The 23512-nt window shown below is 39.1% G+C and carries 18 protein-coding genes; 5 read left to right on the top strand and 13 right to left on the bottom strand.

Going from position 1 to position 23512, the window contains the following annotated elements:
• Nucleotides 1-51: 51 nt before the first annotated feature.
• The 5 genes from JW841_01780 to lysS form a co-directional block, all read right to left on the bottom strand.
• Nucleotides 52-630, bottom strand: coding sequence for a hypothetical protein (locus JW841_01780; protein ID MBN1959650.1), 579 nt, complete (start codon nucleotides 628-630; stop codon nucleotides 52-54).
• 219 nt (nucleotides 631-849) lie between these two features.
• Nucleotides 850-3279 (bottom strand): outer membrane protein assembly factor BamA, encoded by a 2430-nt coding sequence (bamA, locus tag JW841_01775; GenBank protein MBN1959649.1) that lies wholly within the window; start codon nucleotides 3277-3279, stop codon nucleotides 850-852.
• Nucleotides 3276-3956: an ABC transporter ATP-binding protein gene (locus JW841_01770; protein ID MBN1959648.1), complete on the bottom strand. Its 681-nt coding sequence runs from the start codon at nucleotides 3954-3956 to the stop codon at nucleotides 3276-3278. The genes bamA and JW841_01770 overlap by 4 nt, the downstream gene beginning before the upstream one ends.
• A complete protein-coding gene (locus JW841_01765) occupies nucleotides 3949-5688 on the bottom strand; it encodes an ABC transporter permease (protein ID MBN1959647.1) in 1740 nt (579 codons plus the stop codon). Before JW841_01765 ends, JW841_01770 begins: the two co-directional genes overlap by 8 nt.
• Complete coding sequence (gene lysS / locus JW841_01760; protein ID MBN1959646.1) at nucleotides 5685-7199, bottom strand: lysine--tRNA ligase; 1515 nt, start codon at nucleotides 7197-7199, stop codon at nucleotides 5685-5687. The genes JW841_01765 and lysS overlap by 4 nt, the downstream gene beginning before the upstream one ends.
• A 99-nt stretch (nucleotides 7200-7298) precedes the next feature.
• On the opposite strand from lysS, the gene JW841_01755 reads away from it, so the two are divergent.
• The gene (locus JW841_01755) at nucleotides 7299-9029 is read left to right on the top strand and encodes a PEGA domain-containing protein (GenBank protein MBN1959645.1); all 1731 of its coding nucleotides are present in this window, start codon (nucleotides 7299-7301) and stop codon (nucleotides 9027-9029) included.
• Between the two features lie 86 nt (nucleotides 9030-9115).
• The gene (locus tag JW841_01750; GenBank protein ID MBN1959644.1) at nucleotides 9116-10516 is read left to right on the top strand and encodes a M20/M25/M40 family metallo-hydrolase; all 1401 of its coding nucleotides are present in this window, start codon (nucleotides 9116-9118) and stop codon (nucleotides 10514-10516) included.
• A gap of 19 nt (nucleotides 10517-10535) precedes the next feature.
• Here the strand turns inward: JW841_01750 and JW841_01745 are convergent, their stop codons facing one another.
• Both JW841_01745 and JW841_01740 read right to left on the bottom strand, forming a co-directional pair.
• Nucleotides 10536-11177, bottom strand: coding sequence for a MarC family protein (locus JW841_01745; GenBank protein MBN1959643.1), 642 nt, complete (start codon nucleotides 11175-11177; stop codon nucleotides 10536-10538).
• 179 nt (nucleotides 11178-11356) lie between these two features.
• On the bottom strand, nucleotides 11357-12382 hold the full coding sequence (locus JW841_01740; protein MBN1959642.1) for a patatin-like phospholipase family protein: 1026 nt from the start codon (nucleotides 12380-12382) through the stop codon (nucleotides 11357-11359).
• 127 nt (nucleotides 12383-12509) lie between these two features.
• Between JW841_01740 and JW841_01735 the strand changes: the two genes are divergently transcribed.
• The gene (locus JW841_01735; protein ID MBN1959641.1) at nucleotides 12510-13652 is read left to right on the top strand and encodes a DTW domain-containing protein; all 1143 of its coding nucleotides are present in this window, start codon (nucleotides 12510-12512) and stop codon (nucleotides 13650-13652) included.
• Here JW841_01735 and JW841_01730 read toward each other — a convergent pair.
• Together JW841_01730 and fusA are read right to left on the bottom strand one after the other, a co-directional pair.
• On the bottom strand, nucleotides 13642-16278 hold the full coding sequence (locus JW841_01730) for a tetratricopeptide repeat protein (GenBank protein ID MBN1959640.1): 2637 nt from the start codon (nucleotides 16276-16278) through the stop codon (nucleotides 13642-13644). The genes JW841_01735 and JW841_01730 overlap by 11 nt on opposite strands.
• Nucleotides 16279-16379: 101 nt before the next feature.
• Complete coding sequence (fusA, locus tag JW841_01725; protein ID MBN1959639.1) at nucleotides 16380-18404, bottom strand: elongation factor G; 2025 nt, start codon at nucleotides 18402-18404, stop codon at nucleotides 16380-16382.
• 275 nt (nucleotides 18405-18679) lie between these two features.
• Between fusA and JW841_01720 the strand changes: the two genes are divergently transcribed.
• Nucleotides 18680-19603, top strand: a complete 924-nt coding sequence (locus tag JW841_01720; protein MBN1959638.1) for a PilZ domain-containing protein — start codon at nucleotides 18680-18682, stop codon at nucleotides 19601-19603.
• Between the two features lie 50 nt (nucleotides 19604-19653).
• Here JW841_01720 and JW841_01715 read toward each other — a convergent pair whose 3' ends face one another.
• Genes JW841_01715 through JW841_01705 form a run of 3 tightly spaced genes read right to left on the bottom strand, consistent with a single transcriptional unit; the run spans nucleotide 19654 to nucleotide 21628 of the window.
• Complete coding sequence (locus JW841_01715; protein MBN1959637.1) at nucleotides 19654-20262, bottom strand: biopolymer transporter ExbD; 609 nt, start codon at nucleotides 20260-20262, stop codon at nucleotides 19654-19656.
• 16 nt (nucleotides 20263-20278) lie between these two features.
• Nucleotides 20279-20917 carry a biopolymer transporter ExbD gene (locus tag JW841_01710; protein ID MBN1959636.1) on the bottom strand — a complete coding sequence of 213 codons (639 nt, stop codon included), beginning with the start codon at nucleotides 20915-20917 and terminating at the stop codon, nucleotides 20279-20281.
• A 42-nt stretch (nucleotides 20918-20959) separates the two neighbouring features.
• Nucleotides 20960-21628 (bottom strand): MotA/TolQ/ExbB proton channel family protein, encoded by a 669-nt coding sequence (locus tag JW841_01705; GenBank protein MBN1959635.1) that lies wholly within the window; start codon nucleotides 21626-21628, stop codon nucleotides 20960-20962.
• Nucleotides 21629-21895: 267 nt separating this feature from the next.
• Here JW841_01705 and JW841_01700 point away from each other — a divergent pair, with 267 nt between their 5' ends.
• Nucleotides 21896-22432, top strand: a complete 537-nt coding sequence (locus JW841_01700) for a hypothetical protein (GenBank protein ID MBN1959634.1) — start codon at nucleotides 21896-21898, stop codon at nucleotides 22430-22432.
• Here JW841_01700 and JW841_01695 read toward each other — a convergent pair.
• A complete protein-coding gene (locus JW841_01695) occupies nucleotides 22427-23506 on the bottom strand; it encodes a chemotaxis response regulator protein-glutamate methylesterase (protein ID MBN1959633.1) in 1080 nt (359 codons plus the stop codon). The genes JW841_01700 and JW841_01695 overlap by 6 nt on opposite strands.
• Nucleotides 23507-23512: the final 6 nt, after the last annotated feature.

Raw genomic sequence — 23512 nt, 5'->3', positions numbered from 1 at the left:
GTACGTGTACTTTTTGTAAATTATCTTGATATTTCAACTAACTATAAACGGTTAATCGGCCTGAGCAATTTTTGAACGCGCACCCATATCACTTGGCGGTGTATCAAAGCCAAGGCTAGCAAGTGCTGCAAGGTTGTAGGTAGCTGTATTAAAACGGGCGATGCCTATTGGCATACCGAGCCACTTGGTCTCAGGCATCATGTTTGCTTGTACTTTTGGTAAAAATTTATCTTTAACTGTGGCTAGCTTTTCTTCACCACTAAGATCGAGCAATTGATTTTTAAAATCAGAATTCATTGCCCAGGTATTATGGGTTTGTATGGCTATATCCCACCCACCTTTTTCAATGGGTATACAAGTAGCACACTTTGGATTTTCTAGACCCATTAGCACAAGTCCACTTTGAGCTGGAGGCATAGGAATCTGCTTGGTTACAATGTTCACATCTGGATGATTAACTTTAAATGCGTCTATAATCACCTGTAGTGCCGCAAGTTCGCTGCTTGCAGCCAGATAATGAGCGATAGTTAGAGTTGTTTTTGCTTCGTCATTTTTTTTACTATCGCTGCCACAGCCAACCCCAAAAGCTACAGCAATAAAAAACGTAGCTACTATTTTTTTGGTGAACATTAACTTTTCTCCTTTGTGCCTGCTCACTTGCCAACACTAAAAAGATCAACCAATTCTAATTAACGGATCATTAAGCTAAAAATGACAGTACTTTTTGTAGCTACTAAAAAATAAAGAGACCTAGCTATCTTAACCTATGTCATATTTACTTTCGAGAAAAAAAAATTACTGTGCAGTCGCACATGACTAAACAGCGCTTTTCATCTGTAAATAATATCGCTAAAAAAAGCTGCCAATCATAAATTCAAAAATGCTTGATCGAGATGTAGGTGACGGTTTGGTAATCGGTATACCCCACTCAAAACGCAACGGACCAATAGGACTAAACCAACGAATACCAAAACCAAAAGAATAAAATAATCCAAGTGGTGGTGATATCTCACGATTGGAGCGCATGAGATACACATTAGGTATAAGGTCTTTATTGGTGTTTATATAGAAGAAGTTCTGGTCATCATTAAAGGCATTGCCAGCATCAAAGAAGACCACACCTTTAATATTAGCAGCTTCAATTAATGGTACTTCAACTTCGACATTGAATATAGCTTGTTTATTGCCGCCAATTGTAAACGCTGAGGTAGTTGAGCTGGGATTGTTTTTTGATACGGTGGGCACTGATGCACCTAGGCCACGCGGTTCATATCCACGAACAGAAAAAATACCACCTGGAAAGAAGCGCTCACCTAGCGGCGCGCCACGCCCTTCTACCCCAGTTACGTAACCAAACTCTGCATTTAATTTAAGCACAAACGAATAAATCAAAGGATGATAATAGCGCATGGTGATCCCATAACGCATAAATGAAAGTTCGGTGGATGAACCAAGTGACGGATGAGATATTTCGCCGGTGATTGAATGAAATTGCCCTAATGTAGGTGATAATCGGTTATTACGGGTATCATATGAAATACTTCCTTTAATTGCCGAATTAATACCCTTAACCGCTAACCCATACATTAATTGGTCGCTTGAAGAATCAACTTCTACTTTTTCAATAGTATACCCAGCAACTAGTCGAATTTTCTCAGTAATCGGATAGCCTAAATGTGGTGATAAGCCAGTGCTTCGACGTTCAAATTCAGGATAAAAACGCTGAGTTAAATAGCCATCAGCGCCAAGCGCCCATTTGGTATCCATAAAATAAGGATTATAAAATTGCGCTGAAACTAACTTGTGAGAATACGGGCCCGAAGATAAAGTTAATTGCGCCGACAGCGCCATACTCCAACCATAACCTAAAAAGTTATTTTGAGATACTTGCAACTGCAGCATGAAATTTTCGACACTAGAAAAGCCTGCACCCATTTGAAACGAACCAGTGGCTTTTTCTTTGATTTCTATGCGCACATTCATGAGGTCTGGTCGCGACCCACGTGTAGTCGAAATATTAACGGTCTCGAAGTAACCTAAAGCAAAAATATTTGCCCGCGATTGATTAAGAGCTGTCGAGCTATAACGTTCACTTTCGTATATTTTAAGTTCTCGCCTAATTACTCGATCACGAGTACGAGTATTACCAACAATTTCGATACGTTCGAAATGAACGAGATCACCTCGTTGTACTTCAAAATCAAGATCAACCGTTAAGTTATCATCATGGATAGCCGAATTTGGAGTAACATTAGCAAAGGCGTAGCCACGGTCGCGATAGAGATCCGCAAGATTATTCATATCATTATGCAGTTTAGTACTGCTGAAAATTTCATTAGATTCTAACGAAACATTATTGCGTAAATGTTCTGTATCAATAACAATGTTACCTTGCTTGTCTTTTAAATCGATATCGCCAGAAAAAGAAATTTTGTCTACTTTATATTGTTTGCCTTCGGTTATCCCAACACTCAAATAAATAAATCGCCTATCTAGAGACATTGTAATAGTTGGGTCAGCTATTTTAACTTTTATATAGCCTTTATCATAATACGCAGATTGAATACGCATCAGGTCATTTTGAAAGTATTCTTCTGTGTAGGTCCCTGATTGCGAGAGAATTGGCACCTCACTACCCTCTTGAGTTTGAATGCCACTTTTTAAAAACTCAGAAGATAAGTGTTTATTGCCAAAAAAACTAATCTCGCGTACTGAAACACGCGAGTTTTCAACCAAATCAAAATATACATCTACTTCGTCTGAAGAGTTCTCCACAGCTTCGGTATGATAAGAAATTTTGGCTAAATAAAAACCTTTTTGTACGTAAAGCTCTTTTATTTTTTCAACGTTTTTCTTCAATAATTCTATATTAAGAATAGTATACGGTTTAACATCTACCACGCCTTGAATATCTTCTTCAGAGATACTATTGCGGCCTACATATTGTATTTTACGTATAGAAGGTCTTTCACTAACAATAAATAGTATGCGCCAGCCATTTTTATATCTTTGTTTTTCTATGCTGACGTCGCGAAAAAATCCGGTTCGCCATATAGTATGCAAATCTTCAGTAAGCAAATCATCATTTAAAACCGATCCGACTTTGCTTTTTAAATCACCAAAGGCCGCTTCTTTCTCAACGCGACGATTACCTTCAAGTGCAATTGCAGTAATAACATTATCATTTTGTTTTTTTGCCGCTAACAAATAATTATTTGGTGCAGCTATAATAAATAAAAAACTAAAAATAATAATTAAACATTGCCCGGGCGAGCTCATCTACGCTCCTTCACCGAGCCTTGTTTTAGCTCGAGTCGTAACGGCATGCGATCAGCAAGACTACGATTGTGAGTAACTACAACTAATGTAGCGCCACGTTCACGATTAATTGTAAAAAGCAATTCATGTATTTCTTCACCATTGCGTTCATCAAGATTACCAGTAACCTCGTCAGCTAAAATCAATTGCGGAGAAAGAACTAAAGCTCGAGCTAGCGCTACTCGTTGTTGTTCACCACCAGAAAGCTCACCAGGTTTATGTAGCATTCTTTTAGCGAGACCTACCTCTGTGAGAGTTCTTGCCGCTAAATTTTGCGCTTCGTTTTTTGAATTACGACGAATTAACGCAGGCATCATTACATTTTCTAAAGCAGTAAATTCAGAAAGCAAATGATGGAACTGAAAGACAAAACCTAAAGTATTATTGCGAAAATCAGCTAGTTCACTGGCATTCATCCCGGTAAGACTTTTGCCACGAAAAATAATATCTCCACTATCAGGTGCGTCTAAAGTACCCAATAAGTGCAAAAGGGTACTCTTGCCAGCACCCGAAGCACCGATAATCGAAACCATCGAGCCTTCGGGAATGGAGAAAGTAGTCCCCTGTAAAACGTTAATAATTTCGTCGCCCTTCTTATAGGATTTACAAAGCTCTCGCGCTGCAATGAGCTCAGACATCACGCAACCCTTCTACCGGCGATAAATTTGCACCATGCAATGCCGGAAAAACCGCGAAGTCCCAAACTATAAGAAGCGCGGCCAAAATCACAACTACCACGTCAATTGCATCAAAATGCACGGGTAGCGAGTCGATATAATAAACATCACCTGGAATAGCGAATCCGAACTGTTGCAGCAAGAATATCGAGATCATTGCTGCAATTGCTCCTAATAATGTGCCAAAGGCCCCAATAATTAGACCTTGGATTAAAAAAAGCTTCATTATGCCGTTATCACTTGCCCCCATAGTTTTTAAAATTGCGATTTCTTTTTTCTTCTCAACAATAGACATAGTTAAAGTGTTAACAATGGCAAAACTGGCAACTAAAATGATGAAAACTAACACAACAAAAGCGACTACGCGCTCTAATTTCAATGATGAAAAAAGAGTTTGATTTCTTCCTTTCCAGTCGAGAGCTTCAAAACGTGTAGGAAGATTTTGCGAAATAGTTTTTACGATTACATCAGAACTCTCAGGATCATCAACTGCCGCTTGAATTGCAGTCAATTCTGCTGATGCTAATTCAAAAAAGTGTCTCGCAGCATTAAGTGAAATGAATACATAGCGAGCATCGTATTCATACATTTTACTTGAGAAAATTGCAGCAATTTTAAATGTAGCATTTTTTGGAGCAGGCCCAATTGGTGTAATAGTTTCTAAAAGTGGGGAAATGAGATTAATGCGGTCACCAACTGATACATTTAACCCCTTAGCCATCTCAACACCAATGATAATATTCGGTAAGGGTTTTGGTGGTGGAAACTCGGTGTCGATAGTGTCAGTTTTTACTGTCGGTGCTAAAAGTTCATTTTGTACTGGGGTAACTGAACCTTCGGCTACTTCATTCATTACTCCTAATACCTTGCGTGCACGTTGAGGATTAATGCCAAATACAATAGCGCCGGTATAATTTGAACGACTCGAAACAGCAGCTTCACCTTCAATAATTGGGCTTACCGCAATAACTCCTGGGGTCTTCATAATATTTAAGGGGTCATCAGTATCTGATTTAAATGGGGATCCATCTTTACTTTGCACAACTATATGTGCAGTAGCGCCAATGATTTTTTGTTTTAAATCATTTTCAAATCCAGATAACACTGACAAACTTACAATAACTAACCAAACACCAATCGCCACCCCAATTACTGAAATACTTGTAACTGTAGATAGCACTTGTGAAGCACGAGAAAGTAAAAACCTTCTAGCAATAAAACTTTCGTATCCAAAAAAATTCTTTATTGAACTGCCATTGGTGAGATGACCTATTGATGCACCAAAGTAACTAGATAATGGTAAAATTGCCGGAGTCACTAAAAGCGCACGAAAATGCGGTGATGCTAAACCATTTGTATTCGCGCTAAATAATGCAGCAATAAACATAACCTCAATTAATAGCAACAAAGCTACGAATAATTCCCTATTTGGCATTTTTTGCAAATATCGTGAACCTAAAAAACCTACTGTTGCTGCTGAGATAAATGCAAATGCCCAAAGTAAAGTTGCGTTGCGTTCAATCGATAAATCAAACTGATGAAATATTACCCATAAAATTAAAGCTAAGAATAATAACAAACCGAATAATCGCACAGCAATGCCGATAGAACCTTGATGTCGTTTTAACCAACGCCCAATCAGAGGTGCTAGTATTAGATTAATACTAGATATGATTAATATTGCCCAAATCAAGAGTTCGGCCGCAGTTGAGGGAAAAGAATTACGTCACGAATAGACTGAGAGCCAGTAAGCAACATAACTAAGCGATCGATACCCATACCGAAACCACCTGTAGGAGGCATACCCTGCTCAAGCGCACGAACATAGTCTTCGTCCATTTCATGAGCTTCTTGATCGCCTGCAGCCTTTGCTTTTATTTGCGACTCAAAACGCTCTTCTTGGTCAATAGGATTATTTAATTCACTAAATGCATTGGCAAGCTCACGCCCGGCAACAAATAATTCGAAGCGATCAACTAGCCATGGGTCACTTACTTTTTTACGTGATAATGGTGATACATCTAATGGGAAATTATAAATAATAGTTGGTTGAATTAACTTTGATTCAGCAAAATGCTCAAACAAGTAAACTACTGCAGCACCATGGCTTAAACCGTCATTTTTTGCTCCTACTGCTTTTGCATGAGCAAATGCCTTTTGAACATCACGTAATTCTTCTGGTGCAGGTCCGCCATAAGCAGCAATAGCTTCCATCATAGTCATTCGTTTAAACGGACGCGCTAGCGATATTGAATGTTCACCGAACACTATGTCGGTTGTACCCAAGACAGCTTGTGCGGCCCCTGAAATTAACTCTTCACCAATATCCATTAGATCTAAATAATCAATGTATGCTTGATAAAATTCGAGCATAGTAAATTCAGGATTATGTACGGTGCTGATACCTTCATTACGAAAGTTACGATTAATTTCAAAAACACGCTCAAAGCCACCAACTACTAAACGCTTTAAATATAATTCTGGAGCTATGCGTAAATACAAATCAATGTTTAGAGTATTATGATGTGTTATAAATGGTCGAGCTGCAGCGCCACCCGCAATTGGCTGCATCATTGGAGTTTCAACTTCAAGAAATTCACGATCGATAAAAAATCGACGAATGTAGTCGATTAACTTTGATCGCAAACGAAAAATTCGACGTGATTCTTCATTAGCAATTAAATCAAGATAGCGCTGACGATAACGAGTTTCGACATCAGATAATCCATGCCATTTTTCAGGTAACGGCCTTAGTGATTTGGTTAAAATGCGCAGCTTACTGACACGTAGCGTTAGCTCGCCGGTTTTTGTACGCATTGCTGTACCAATTACACCAATAAAATCGCCAATGTCTGCAAATTTAAGTAGTTCAAATTGTTCTTCACCAACTTGGTTTTTCTGCACAAAAAGTTGCAAACGACCAATTGGCTGACCATCATCTAAACTGTCATCAGAGGTGCCGTCTTGAATACGTAAAAAAACTGCCTTGCCAAATGTATTTAATGCCATAAGGCGACCGGCAATTTTGTGTTCTACTTGTTTTGTTTGCAGAACTTCATTTGAAAGTTCGTGGCCATACAGACGTGCAAAGTCAATAATGCGTGTATCAGGCTTAAAATCATTTGCGTATGGTTCTAAGCCTCGTTCACGTAAAAATTCTAACTTACGGACACGTTGTTCATATAATTCATCGCGTTGAGTCATTTTTTTAACATCTCAAAATATCAAAAACTTTAATTCGTTGGGGGTCGCAACCTTACGCGGGCTCGCTGCTATGGTCAAGGCTGTGGTATTAATATAGTAATGGCCTTTTTCTCAATGATAGCATTTACCGTTGTATCCAAATTGGCGCTCTCCTCTGCTCCAGTAGAAATTACCTTAACCTCTACATCTTCTATATGGGGCTCTGATGCCAAATTGATCGCCCAAGGTAAACTCAAATCGCGCAAGAAAAAAAAGAAAAATACAAACGAACTTAAAAAAGAAAATATGGCTAACCGAACAAATAACGCACAGAGTCAGTGGTATTTAAAAAATAGAACTTTATCAAAAAAGAAAAAGAATATTAATAAAACACCTAAACTTAGAGATTTACCCACAAAATATCGTGCAGTAGCTGTATTAGCACCACAGGGTGTTAACATTGATTTCGAAATTATACATGAAATTGAACTCTCGCTAATTAATGAAATCGATGAAACCTTTGGTATGAGAGCCATATCTCCTGCTGATGTAAATGCTGATATGGCCGCTTTTGATCTTGATCCTGAAAAATGCAACTACGATCCTATTTGTCTTGCTGATGCCGGTCGCTACGCTGGCGCTCATATGCTTTTAGAAACACGTTTAGCCTATTTTGGCGGTACCTTAAATATTGTGGTTAGGATTATCGATACCGAATCAGGTATTGAGGTAAATCGAATCGCCAAATCACTTGCAGATGAGCAAAGTAAACGTAGCAAACAATTGCATCATTTGGCAGTAGAGTTGTTAAAACCCGATTTTTATGTGGGCTCTTTAAAAATTGAATGCACTCAACAAAAAGCTGATGTTTATATTGATGACAAATTAGTCGGCACTACTCCTCTTAAAAACTCATTAACATCTTTAAAAGCTGGGCCTCATATACTCCATATTAGTAAGCTAGGATTTGTTGATATATATCAATTCGTTGATGTAATTTATAAACGTAATTCAACGATAAAAGTCGATCTCACCAAAACCAATATTGTTAGTGTTGAAGTTGAACAACTTGAATCACTTGCAGGTACAGGTGAGTTATACATTCACATTGATGAGCCTTACATAGAACTACGAATTGATGGTGAACCCGTTGCGATATCGCCGCTATCAGGACCACTTATTGGCATCCCTGCAGGGACTAGGCGTATTTCATTAAGAAAGGAAGGCAGTGAACCGCTAATACAAGAAATTGAAGTAGTTGATGGTAAACGTACGAATATATTTATTCAAAGACAAGGAACTACCTTGGCCGCTACAGGTATTAATTTGTCTGATATAACTTCATCAACTACTGACCAAACCTCAACCACTGAAAATCCATCGGCTACAACAACCATAACCCTTGCAGAAGAAAATAAGACGCGCGAACCATCATGGCGTTATTATAGTGGCCTGAGTTTAATGGGCGCTGGTGTAGTTGGTATATTAACCGGATCGGTTTTTGCTTGGCGGGTATCTAGTTTGAATAATGATGCACATGATCAAGTTTTGAACTTGCGCCCATTAGGAAATGATGTGTACAGCTGCTTTGAGCTTTCACAACAAGCTTGCATTGATAAAGCAACAAAGCTGCAGCATCTGGCTAAAAATCAAAAAACCGCGCAGTCCATAGAAAAAGTAAGCTATATTGTTGGAGGGAGCCTATTGGCGATTGGCGCAACCCTTTATGCCTGGGATTATATTCGTCGTGAACAATGGCCTAGTTGGATACCATTTGTTGACAAAGAGTCAACACTAATCGTTGCCCCGATGAATGACGGAGCTACAATTCAATTTTATGCGCCGTTTTAAAATTTGATGCGACAAAAGTTCTCAAATATCAACGGGATACATTAATGAGTTACCTTAAACTTATTTATTGAAGGAGTGCATTAACCATGACTGATAAACAAGCATCAAAGGCTATTTCTTACTATGAAGCCAATGCAGATGCTTATCTAAACGCGTTAAAAGACCTTGTGCGTATCCCCAGTGTGTCATTTGATGGATTTGATAAAACTAATTTAGAGAAAAGCGCTAAAGCAATAGCAGAGTTATTAAAAAGCTATGGCTTTGATCATGTTGATATTTTAAAGGCTGATGATTCGCCCCCCTATGTATTTGCAGAATGTAAACATATAGAAGGTGCTCCAACACTACTTTTATATGCACATCATGACGTACAGCCTGCAGGTGACCCCTCAGACTGGTTAAATCCTCCTTTTGAGCCAACTATTGAAAATGGACGACTATTTGGACGTGGAACTGCCGACGACAAGGCAGGTATAATGGTGCATGCCGCGGCGGTTAATGCATGGATTAAAAGCGTCGGCGAAACTCCATTAAATATAAAGCTATTAATTGAAGGAGAAGAAGAATCTGGTTCTACCCACCTAAAACAATTCATACAGAACCACCGCAATCGTCTCGATGCCGATACCATAATCATAACTGATACTGGGAATTTCGACACGGGTGCACCTTCTATAACGGTAGCACTACGCGGTATTGTAATTGCCGATGTTGAAGTTAAAGCGTTAAAGCAAAGCGTTCATTCGGGCTTGTGGGGTGGACCAATTCCCGATCCGGTACTTGCCTTAAACAAAATGCTGGCTTCGCTGGTTGATGATGACTTTCGTATCAATTTGCCTGGTATATACGATAAAGTTGCACCTTTAAGTGAAGCAGCTAAAGAGTCTATTGCACAGTTGCCAGTAACAGCCAGGAATGATTTTTGCATGCAAGCTGGAATGCTCGCAGGGGTTGAATTACTGGGTGATAAACATCCGTGGGAAATGAATTGGTGGCAGCCAACCTTAGCGGTAAATGCTTTTTGCGCTTCTAATCGTAAAGATGCGCGCAATATTATTAACCATTCTGCATGGGCACGTGTCGGTATGCGTCTAGTTCCTAATATGGATCCTAACGAAGTGGCGCAAAATCTAAAATCTACATTAATCGATCAAGCCCCTTGGGGCGTTTTGGTTGATGTAGAAATAAAAGCTGCTGCAGCCCCTTGGACAACGAATACCGAACACCCTGTTTTCGCCGCCGCTTTTCATGCACTCGAAAAAGGTTATCAACATCAGGCTTTAGCTATTGGTGCGGGTGGTTCAATTGGCTTTGTCGAGCCTTTTGTAAAAGCTCTTGGCGGTGTGCCAGCGCTTTTAATAGGTATTGAGGACCCCTATTCAAATCCCCATTCTGAAAATGAAAGCTTATCAATTTCTGATTTTTCTAAGGCAATTAAAAGTGCTATTTTTTTATATGATGAATTGGCGCAAGTATTAACCCGCTAATCTCTATTGCAATAATAAATTAAAAATGATGTCCGAGTGCAGGAAACAATTCAAGTAAACCTTCGGCCATAAACTGTACCGCAATAGCCCCAAGAATTAAACCCATCATGCTCGTGACTACTTTCGTGCCGCTCTGACCAAGATAGTTGTGTATCCGATTTGCGATACGTAATAAGACCCAAGTAGTTGCACACACCATAATTAAAGCGATTGCAATAATGATATTCTGCATATACCCTTGTGCTTTAGAAAATGCTAATACAACTGCAGTAATCGTTGCCGGGCCTGCTAATAACGGTATTGCAAGTGGTGTTATAGCAATATCAATTTTACTTATACCTCCTTCGTTTTCGCTGGTATTGCGTCGAAGCCAAGTACTTCGTGTCATTAGCATTTCAAAAGCTAAGAAGAACAAAAAAAAGCCACCCGCAGCCCGAAATGCTCCCATTGTAAAACCTAAAAAATTAAAAATCCACGCATGCGCAAAGCCAAAAAATGCCAATACGGCAAGTGTGGTCAACAAAGCGCGGTGAATTATAGAATTTTGTTCACTCGGTGAATGCCTTGCTGTCATTATTACAAAAACAGGGATAGCCCCTATGGGATCCATAACCGCAAAAAAGCCAACGAATGATTTGATAAACAGCATTATACATGTCATTGCCGCACTCCAAACACCATATTACAAACAAATCAATAGGATAAAAATACTGGGCATAGGTGCAACGAAGTATTAAATAAGATGCAAATAAACGAAAGTTAATCTTGATATACTAAATATAGCTTTGCCGCATGTTTAATTATTTTAGCATACATGCGACAAAGCTTTTAATGTAATTTTTATTTGCTTGCAGTTACTGCAGCATTCTTAAGAGATTCTAACCTAGCGGCCTGAGCTGAAGGCGCAACACCACCATGGTCTTTATAGTACTTATCAATTGCCGCACGAATAGCGGCAATATTGGCGCTGGTTGCAGAAATACCTTCGGCCATGCAGCGCTTTTTCTGGCTAAAATCCAATGTACCCACATCACCAATTTTAGGCACTATAACCACATCAGCTAATTTGCTCTGTACTTTAGCTGCTTCACCCATCATGATATTAATGCTTTGCAGAATTATACTGACTACATCCGTAACATTATAATCAATAACATTTTGGTTGATATCCGAAGCAATTACAATATCTGCGCCATGTGCTCTGGCAACATCCACAGCTAAGTTAGCCACAACCCCACCATCTACTAATGTGCGATTACCAATGCGTGCCGGAGTAAACACTCCAGGAATTGACACCGAAGCACGAACTGCGTCAACTATACTCCCTTTAGTAAATTCTACACGTTCTCCAGTATTTAAATCTGCAGCAATAGCGATATAAGGCACCGGGAACTGCTCAATATTGCGAACTTTAATACTATTGCTAACAAATGCTTGAATCGCTTCACCTTTTACCGGCCCAGTTTTTGCGGCAAAAATCGAAAAATCAAATAGGTCTTCTTTGTTTATCTTAAAAGCTGTCCATTCAAGCTCAAAAGTATTTGGATCAGATGCATATAAGGCACCAATTAGGCTACCCACCGAAGTACCTACAATAAGATTAATTGGTATCTTCTCTCGTTCTAATATTCTAAGTACACCAATATGTGCAAAACCACGAGCACCACCACCACCAAGTACTAAAGCAATTTTGGGTGGGTCGATTACTTTTAAAAGAGGTGGCTCAACCGGTTTTTGCGGCTCTGTTGTATCACCGGTTGTTTGATTTGTTGTTGCATCATTGGTAGTTGCAACTTTTGGAGGTGGAGCCGAAGAACAGCCAGCAATAAGTATTATGCATAAAAATGTGTATAAATAATGCTTCATCTTAAGGTCCTTTTATGAATTTTCCTTATAAAATCAAAGTGATTAAACTTTTAAAGGCAAATCATACAGTGTTTCTATTTAACATGTAAATGCTAACTATTATATCTATCAGGATGCCAGGTAATAAATGATTACTCGTCAAAGCTGTTATCACTGCAATCGACCTTTATTTGCATGCATTTGCTCAACTGTACCTTTAGTACACAACCAAACCCCAATATATCTTTTGCAACATCCACGCGAGCGATTTCACCCTCTTGGCTCAGTACGTTTAGTACGTCTGGGCTTATCGCAAATACATATAGATATTTATGGAAAAGATTTTGCTCATCAACGCACATGGTCACATCAAACGCCGTCAGGGGCAATGTTATTATATCCAGGTCCTAAGGCACGAGAACTCGAATCTCTAGCTACACATGAACGTCCACAAAGCTTAGTGGTAATTGATGGCACCTGGTCACAAGCTAAAAGCATTATTAAAAAAACCGAATTCCTTGCTACAATGCCACAAATATCAGTACGCCCTAAAATGCCTGGGCTTTATCGTATTCGTCGTGAACCGGCTTTGCATTGCATGTCAACTATTGAGGCAATAATTGCAGCCCTACAAATACTTGAACCCAAAACTGAGGGATTAGCGCAATTACTCGCTGCTTTTACTGCTATGATCGAACACCATATAGATTTACGACAGCAACGACCGTATGCACCCTTTCGCCGTATTCGTTTATCACCACCAAAACCGTTTGGAATTGATAAAACCACTAGAGCGCAAATAAATAGTTCCGTAATCATATATGGTGAATTCATTCGTACCGCCGTCGAGACAAATTTACTTTATTGGACTGCTTGGCGTTTACGTGACCACGCAACTTTCGCAGCCTATATAAACTCTACGCAATATCTTGATGATTTTATTTTGCACCGCATGCGTATATCTAAAGATAAAATAGTTAGTGGTATTTCACTAACCGAGCTTCAACAAAAGTTTGCAAAATTCTTAACTCCTAACGATATTATAGCCGCATGGAATAAAAGCATACTAAATATTTGGAAACAGTATTTTAGTGACACCAACAGACCATCGCTTCTACTTAAAAGTATCTATTGCAACCAACAGCATAAATCCTGTGGTAAACTCCATGATATTTCGGCAAGGCATAACATTGCCCCAGAACAAACGCCATTTGCTGGTCGGGCTGCTGATTATATGGGATATACTGTAGCGATCACCAAGGCTCTAGCAAAAAACAGTATTACTTTTTAGTTAGCTTTTCTATAGTTTTTTTAGCCTCATCTGCATACTTATTATCAGGATAATTTTCTAAGAATTTTTTAAACGCATCGATTGCTTCTGCATTTTTATCTGCACTACGGTACGCCCGTGCTAATTTTAATTGAGCTTCCCAATCAATTTTCCCAGAGGCTTGCAAACGTTGGCCTGCTTTAATGGCATTTGACCATTTCTTCGCTTTATAGGCAGAGAATAACTCACGACGAAGTTCTTTGCGTTCGTCATCAGAAAGAGTAATTGACAATTCTGTTTTTTCTTTAGCAGCACTGTCATCTTTTATTTTTTTATCCTTATTCTTTTCTTTATTGTCTTTATTATTTTGTCTATCCTTTTTTTCGTTTGTTATTTGATTGCTATTGTCCTTTTTATCATCAGTTGGTTTATTATTTTGTTGCTCTTGGTTGTCGCCATTTTTTTGCGGCGATGAGGCGCCTTTTTTATCTGATGCAGTGCCATTTTTTTTGTTAGTCAGCGTGCTTTCATCTGCTTTTGTTGTAGTGGCTCGTACTATCAGAGTTTCAGAGTTCTCCGATGCGCCTGAGGCTTCTGAGGCGTTTTCTAATTTTGCATCACTGACTGAATTCCTTGTATCATTAGCGAACTTAAACCAAGCAAAACCTATAACTGTGCCAATAATCGCCACTATGATTAGCCCAAATAGCAATAACAACCATGGTCTTTGTCTAAAACGATGCCTGCGGCCTTTGGAAACTGAATTGGGATACATACTTTCAACAAGGCGTTGCGCTGCAATTTCTGGTGATTCTTTATTATTACTCGCAGAATTATCTGAAGGCTCGATAATACGTAACAATCGATCTGTTAATAACGCTTGTTTGGTAGAGCGTTGCTCAAAACTTGCCCAATAATCACTTTGACGAGAAGTTGCTTCTGCTGCTAACCGTGCATGTTCTTCGATTGCAACTAATCGAGCATCAAGTGCACTCTCAATCCCTCGAACTTTGGTGCGCTCAAGTTCATTGCGCAAATCGCTTTCAACTTTTCGTATACGAACCAATTCTTTTTCACGGGTGTCAACTGCTTCACTAAGCTTTCTTACTTCATTATCACTAGCATCAAGTCGTGCCGCCAAGGTTGCCACCTCGCGCTCGCGATCGGTAATGGTCAGATTGATAGACTCAAGATTGCTCTCAAGCTTTTCGCACCGTTGTTCGCTTCTAGCAATAGCTGCTACCTTTTCTGCTAAAATCGCATCACGTTCTTGATTATTATTTTCAATTAGCTCTACTTCTCTTCTTGTACGTTCAATAATGTCATTTCGTGCGCTAAGTAATTCACCTTCTAAAGTACTTATACGGTTTTGTAGCTGTTCAACAACTTGAATCTGTGTTGCAAGGTTATCTTTTGTGACATTGAGTTCACCAACAAGTTGCGCACGTGATTCTAGCTCGCTAGTCAATTCTGTTAGTCGTAATATTGCTCGCTCTTTTGCATTACGAGTTTCGGATAGTTCTTGTTCAATAGTATGCAATTTTTCTTCAAGCTCATTAGTCCTTCGTTCATGCAGAGCTAAGGTTTGATTAGATTGCTCTCGTATTTGTGCAAAAGCTTCTTGTGCTTGTTTAAGGGTATTAATAAATCCAGCTTCTTTGGTACGAATATCTTCTCGTAATCGTTCAATCTCTACTGCTGACTCTTGTAGTTTTTTTTGAGCAATTTCTGCTCGGTGTGTTTGTTCTTCAAGTTTTTCGATTAGAGTATTTGTCTGATTCTGTAGTCGTTCAGTTTCTTGTTCACTCTCATTTTGCAAACGTGATAGTTCTTGTTCAAAAGCGTTATTCTTTGATTCTGCTTGTTCTATGCGGTATTCAGATCCTTCAAATTCTTGCAATCTTTTAGCATATACAAATGCCAAATATGCCAATTGACGTTCAAGTTCACGCACTCTATCTCGCAATTTCGCAGTAGCGCGGTCAGTTCCTTCTGGGGCTTGCGATGCTTGCATAGGCGAGCGAAAATCGACACCACGAGTGCGAACTGCTAATCTTGCCGCAAATGCTAGATCATCTTCAGTTAATGGCTTATCAAATATTGCGTTTTCTGCTGTTTCACTATCTTCATTGTAATTATCTTCATTATAATCATTACGTTCTTTAGTTATTTTACTTTTAGGTTGCTGCGCTAAATCTGCGGGTGCCACTAATTGTTGAGGCCAAAGAGCTGCACTTTTTACCTCTTCTTCTATTTGCAACAGTTCTAATGTTTCACTGCGTATCTTTAAACCTTGTTCAAAACCGACAGGGACATTACGAAGATCAAGGTATTTTACCCGATCTAAATTTCGAGAGCAGTGTTCTTTATATTGTGCGTCATCAGTTTCATCGCGTAGCAGCACTAAAACTGTTGCGTGAGTCTGACGTATACGAACTACGTCACACAACACCAATGGACCTCGTCGACCAATTTTTCCACCAACAATAACTGCATCGTATTGCTCGGTAGTTAAAGCATTAACAATATTCTGCTCGCCTTCTGCCGATTCAACTTGCATACTAGGATGCTGCAAAGCGACATTAACTACTCCAGAAAAGGAAGGGTCGCCGATGACGACAAGTATTTTGCTTGTCTCCTGGCTCATACGCTCCTCCATAAATGTTCACAAATTGCAGCTAGCATATCAAAATAAAGCACCTGCAGTTTGCTTGTACCCAAAATACATATCACAGAATAAGCTCAATTTTATAGCCAAGTATCATAACGTTCAAATTGCATACTAAAACTAGCTCTTCCTTGTGATAATGAACGTAGAAGTGTGGCATAGCCAAACATACGTCGCAAGGGAACATTAGCGTTAATTACTCTTTTATCACCACGAAAACCTACATTAGTTATTTGACTATGACGTGCATTTAAATCCCCCAAAATATCACCTAATGATTCATCTGGAGCGGTAATTTCAACATTCATTATCGGTTCAAGCAACATTGGTTTTGCTTCACGTACAGCTTGACGCATAGCTTCACCAGCTGCAATTCGATGCGCTGTCTCAGTTGAAACACTCGGGCGGTACTCTAAACCTATAAGTTCTGCTTTATAATCATCAAGAGGATAACCATGGGGTCCTGAACTTCCACCTTCTTTGATGCCCTCTAGTGCGGCTGAAATAATTGCCGATGGAATATCAGCATCATCATTGATTGTGGCTAATATTTCAACGCCACTACTGCGCGGTTGCGGAATTATGCGAACTTGTGCTTGTCCAAACATTGTTTTTTCTTCAATTTGCCGCATAAAATCAGCATTTGCAGTATTGGTGATTGATATTGTCTCTCGAAATACTACTTCGGGTTTTCCAATATTTGCTGTCACATTATATTCACGTGCCAAACGATCAATAATAATATCCAAGTGCAGTTCGCCCATGCCCGCAATAAGTGTTTGACCGGTTTCATCATCATATCGCACTTGGAAAGTTGGATCTTCATCTACAATTTTATTCAAAGCAAAATCAAGCTTTTCTTTTTCTGCTTGTGAACGTGCTTCTATTGCAGCGCTAATTACTGGTTCATATGAATCAATGGGCTCAAAAATTATTGGTGCAGTCGCGGCGCATAACGTATCGCCGGTCATTGTTTCTTTTAAACCATTTGCAGTAACAATTAATCCGGGACCAGCTTTGTCAATGCGTTCACGTTTATTTGCATGCACTGAAAATAAACGCGCTATTTTTTCACTATGACCAATGCGAGGATTGTAAACTTCTTGACCAGGGGTAACATTACCAGAATAAATTCTTAAATAAACCTGTCGTCTGCCATGCTCCATCATTATTTTAAACGCAAGCGCAGCAAAAGGTGTTTTAGTGTCAGGCTCCCGTAATTCATGTAATCCTGATTCTGGATTAACACCTTCAATTGGCGGTACTTCAAGCGGTGAAGGTAAATAATCAACCACAGCATCAAGACATGGTTGTACACCTTTGTTACGCAAAGCTGTACCACACAATATCGGAACGACTCGATTAGTAAGCACCCCTTTTCGTAAAGCGCTTTTTAGTTCCGCTGTACTAATTTCAGTTCCATTAAGGTATTTTTCAGCTATAACATCATCGAAATCTGCCACAAGCTCAACCAATTGCTCACGCGCCATTATCACATCATTACGCATATCTGATGGTACCATATCAAATCGTGGCGATTCGTTTTCAACACCACTAAAATACAAAGCTTTTTGTTCAATTATATCAACAACGCCATAGAATTTATCTTCAGCCCCTATAGGAAAATATATTACTGCAGGGTTTGCTTTAAAACGAGTTCGCAATTCATCCACCACTGCAGCGAAATTTGCTCCAAGACGATCCATTTTATTAATAAAAACAATGCGAGGAACTTTGAATTTATCAGCTTGATGCCAGACCGTTTCGCTCTGTGGCTCAACACCTGAAACAGCACATAATATGATTACTGCACCATCAAGTACTCGTAATGAACGTTCAACTTCTATGGTAAAATCTACGTGCCCTGGTGTATCGATTAGATGGATCTCGTGATTTCGCCAAGGTACCGTAGTTGCTGCGGCAGTTATCGTAATACCGCGTTCACGTTCTTGGGCCATCCAGTCCATCTGGGTATCGCCCTCATCAATGTCGCCAACACGGTGAATTTTTCCCGAATAATATAAAAATCGCTCTGTTAGCGTAGTTTTGCCAGCATCAATGTGAGCAGCTATGCCAATATTACGAACCGACGACAACTTAACCATAACTTAAACTACCTCGTTTTTATTCATGTTTACTGACATTTAAATTATAAAAAAATTATGCAAACATGATTTTAAAAATACCTATCGAAACTTTTACTATTTAATTAATATTTCTCAAAGAAACTGGACAAACATCTATCAATTAACTTTTTGGATCTTCTTTACTAATTCATATTCAGTTTTGGATAAATTAGGTATCTAAGTCGATAATAAGATATGCTTATAAAAAAACGGTAGTTTTAACGCAACGTGTCTCTCATTTAAAAGGTAATATTATGAGTGATGCAAACATTAAAAATATTAATAACTACCCTGAAGGCCGACGTGATCGACGCTTTCGAGTACAAATTCCTGTAACCCTTTCACTTAGTAACAAAAGTCTTGAAATAGTTACTGGAGATGTAAGTCTTCGTGGATTGTTTTTAATAACCGAGTATACATTAAAACCTTCGCAATTTATCCGTATGGATATAATTCTACCTTTTAGTAATAATAAAATTTCATTATTTGGTAGCGTCGCTTATTTTGTCTCGCCATCAAAAAACAATAATCAACAAGTTGGAGCTGGAGTTGAATTATATGGCAATGGTCCAGATGAATTGCTTTTATGGAAAAAATTCATACTAGAATTAGAGCAACGTTTTCCACAAGCGATAGAACAAAAACTCATGTTAGATTCAAACTTAAACCCTAATAAAACTACTAATTTTCCAAATGAACGTCGCCGATTTCAGCGTTTCGAGACTGAGTTTCAAGTTCGTGGTTATTTTGGTGAAATCGCTGATTTGGTACTTATGTACACAAGAGATATTTCAAAAGGAGGCATGTTTATAAAAACCAATGCCCTTTTAGAAATTGGCAGCGAAATAGAACTACAGTTAGTTCATCCGGTTACTCACCTACAGTTTCCAGTAAGTTGTGTAGTTCGCCGTATAGTTTCTGATCGTAGTAATCGTGGTATGGGTGTTGAGTTTGTAAATCTTGATGATCACCGACGCAATCAGCTTTGGGACTTCATTTCATCTGGAGTGCCAAATATTCCTAAAGAAGATTTTAGGCTTCCTGAAGCCACGAATGCTGCTCGAACTCAGCCTACGCCAATACCAACTCAAGGTATTAAAACGCCCTCCTCTATAACGACAAATGATCCTAAAGACACAAATCGTAGCACTCCACCGCCGCTTCCTAGCAAAAAATAGCTTCAACAATACCTTTGAAAAACTGCGTATTATATTGATTTTGAATAGAATTAACGTTCTGTACGAATTAAGGCAAACTTAAATTGCCCAAATTCCGCCTGCCCTGCTGTATACATTACCTGCGCTAACAAAGGAAATGGAACATAACGATCAGCAATTACCGTCACAATTCCACGAAATTTCGCCCTGCTATTGCGTGCTTCGATCTTTTTTAGATGAGATACTTCATCCTGTATTTTTTCAAACAATTTATCAATACGAAGATTCCCTTCACTGAGTTCTTGTTCTGGAATTTTTCCATCAGAAAAACTTATAATAGGTTTATCATCTAAAAGAATGTTTTTTAAGGTAATAGTAATAGAAGTTGTGTCTTCAACCATTCCACTAGCCCATGAAAATGGTACTTGTAGCTCTTTAGATGGCTTAATTTGAACCGTAGTCGTGGAATAACTTTTCATTAAAAAGACTAAAAGCACGGAGAGAATATCTAACAATGAATTAATGCTAATATCTAAAGCTCTTTCTTGTACTTTTATTTTTCTACGTTTTTTCTTTTTCTTAGGCTCTTCTGGTAAATCGCCCATAGAATAACCTGGTGGCACCACCGGCATATTTGCATTTGGAAATCCTTGAGGTGGTCCTGAGTTGAAACTCGTCATAATTACACCTGATCCTTTATAACCCAGGGCTTAATACAACTTCATCAAAAAGCGTAGTAATCTCACCGCTTTTCTGTTCAAAATCACGAGTAGCATCCATAACATCGATTAACGCTTCATATTCTACTTCTTTTGAACCTCCAATTATTATTCGGTGTTCATCAGGATTTTGATCCTTAATTTCTTGAGCTTTCTGTCTTAAAGCATTGGTATCATATACATAAAACTCTTTTCTCAGCATCGGATGGGTTTGCGGGCAAATAGACTGATTAGCATTTAATGTTCTTGGTGGTGGTTTAGTACCTCGATATTTCGAGCATAAAACACTTGTTTTTATAATCGGAATTGTTGCCTTTTTAGGATCTATTGAGCCATCAGGACCAGGAATAGGGCCTTGAGTTGTAGATAGGGCATATCCTGTTTCTAATATAGTGACAGTAAAATTTAGTGGCGGTTTATCAGGTGGTTTTTCAGCTCCTCCTTCAGAAGGACCAATTGATGGTGCTGAAACGTTGACAATTGCTATCTCGACCACGACCGACATCATTAGTAGTGCTGGAATTAGCACCGCAAACATATCCATCATAGGGTTAAGCATGAGATTGAGTTCACCAATCTCAGAATTCTTCATACGCTCTGACGGCTTGAAGGCCATCTCTCTTGCCTCCTTTAACTCGATATCCGTACAGAGGTAAAATTAGCTACCTGGGTTAGAAAATTGGTTTGGCATATTTGGACTTTTTCCGCGAGCTACTAATAAATTTTGAATTTTTAAGGAATATTGATCAATGTCTTCAATAATCTTCTTTGAAGCGCTAAATAAAAACATATAAAGAACCAATGCTGGAATAGCGACAGTAAGACCAAGTGCCGTAGCATTAAGACCGATAGCTAGTGCGGCAGTTAGCATTTGACTTTTCATATCTGGCGGAGCTGAAGCAACTGCAGTAAAAGCTTCAATTAAGGCGACAATTGTTCCTAAAAGGCCGCATAACGTTGCAGTATTTGCTAATGTTGGCAGTAAAGGAACGCGCTTTTGTAAACCACGCAGCACTTCAACATTGGCTTCTTCAAGTGCAGAGGCGATCTCTTCTTCGCCTTTATTGGCTCTAGTTAAAGCGGCTTTTATAACTCGTGGTAACGCGGCTGATGGGGCGGCGTTGCACAATTTAATAGCACGATCGATATTATTGGCTAAAACTAATTTCTGAATCTGTGCCATTAATTGTTCAGCGTTGATATTGTAGCGGAAAAATAGCGAATAAATACGCTCAATACCTATAGCCCAAACCGCTATTGAAACTGCAACGATCGGGTACATCCAAATACCGCCGGCATTAAAAAATTCAGCTAGCTTTGCGAACACCTTGAATCTCCGCGTTGTATGAAATAGCAAGCATCACAATGTTGCTCACTAACTACATGCAGTACTTCTTTATTTACCTGCAATTAACTCATATTTCCATATTTCTCAAAAAAATAATTCTCAGCGAGATATTATACCAGACAAACTCCTGATATGACCAGTTTATACATATTCAAAAGAAAAACAAAATATGTGGAGAATATTAAATAAATAAAATTTTGCAATCAAAGGTTTACCTGGGGCCAGTCATCGGTAAAATAAGAAACAATGGCTAATTTATATGAAGCTCAGATAATCACGCCAGCTGCAAAGGTCGACGGCCCCCTCGTTGTATTTGATGCTGGCGCTGGTGGTGCCTCTGCAATGCTAATTCACTTTAAAGGGCCGCAAAGCTGGACTGCTAGTTTAGCCCCAGGCAACAGCGATTTCAGCTGTACAGCTCGTTTATGGGAAAGCGATGAATTTATAGTAGTAGTGCATGGTCAAGCTTACTTAATTGATGCAATAACTCGTGAGCTCAAACGTTATTTTGGCGGTTTTGTCGAAGGTGTTTTGGTTATTCCTCATCTCGATCTTTTGGTATACCACAATGGGTTATGGGTAGAAGGCTTATTTTCAAGCGGTTACGCCTGGCAAACTACACGTTTATCATGGGATGGTTTTCGCCATTTAAAAATTGATGGTGATGATCTAATTGGTGAAGCATATGATCCTATCAGTAATAGCTGGCATGATTTTACTGTTGACCTTAGCACTGGTGAAGCTGTTGGTGGATCGTATCAACCTCATAAACAAGAATTATGAAGTAGTGACTAAACCATGCAAACGTTCAACAATCGCTTCAAGCGAAAGAACTTCATCAATAGCACCAGTATGAATCGCTTCTTTTGGCATACCGAAAACGATAGCAGAATCTTCAGATTCTGCTATCGTACGAGCTCCTGAAGCATGCAAAATTCGTATCCCTTCTGCACCGTCTGCGCCCATACCTGTTAATACAACACCCACGACTTTTGGCCCGCTAACTTTTGCCAATGATGTAAACAAGCGATCAATTGACGGCACGTAACGATCTGCTGGAGTCGGTGAACCTAAACGAATAATAAATGGCTCAGGACCACCACGTGTAATTTCCATGTGAGCACCGCCAGGAGAGATATAAACATTACCAGGAACTATGACATCTCCTGCCTCAGCTTCGCGTATTCGTAATAGTGAAGTGCGATTAAGGCGATCCGCAAATGCCTTAGTAAATTTTTCGGGCATATGCTGTGAAACTAGTATTGCAACAGGTATGGTAGGAGATAAAACTCTTAAAATAGACTGTAACGCTGGAGGTCCTCCAGTAGAAGCCCCAATAGCAATTATACGAGCAAGAGGTTGACCCTCGAATTCTCTAAGTTGGTCATAAGATTTATCAATAGATTTTATTGATGAATTACTAGCTAAAGAAGATCTACGAGCAAATGATAATGCCTGCAAAGAACGTACTGCCATCGCTTTGCGAATAATTTCATTTTTTAACTCTGAAAGGTCTGGCGCTAAAAATCTTTGTGGCTTTGCAACAAAGTCAAGTGCACCCAATTCAAGTGCTTGAAATACATCTTGTTTACGACTGTGAGAACTTATCACAATGACCGGAGTTGGCATTTGCGACATTAAAACACGCAGAAAAGTAAAGCCATCCATCCGCGGCATTTCAATATCTAAAGTTATCAGATCAGGTTTTAGTAAAGCCGTTAATTTTAGACCTTGTTCACCATCTTCAGCGCGTCCAACAACTTCGAATTCAGGATGGCCGCTAAAAAACTCAGAAATTGTCTGGCGGTTATATGCAGAATCATCAACAACTAAAACGCGAAGCTTCGCTACACCCATCAGCTT

The organism is Deltaproteobacteria bacterium, assembly GCA_016931625.1.
Taxonomy (GTDB): Bacteria; Myxococcota; XYA12-FULL-58-9; order XYA12-FULL-58-9; family JAFGEK01; genus JAFGEK01.
The sequence above is the reverse complement of the archived record's forward strand: the minus strand, read 5'-3'. Positions and strand labels throughout refer to the sequence as shown.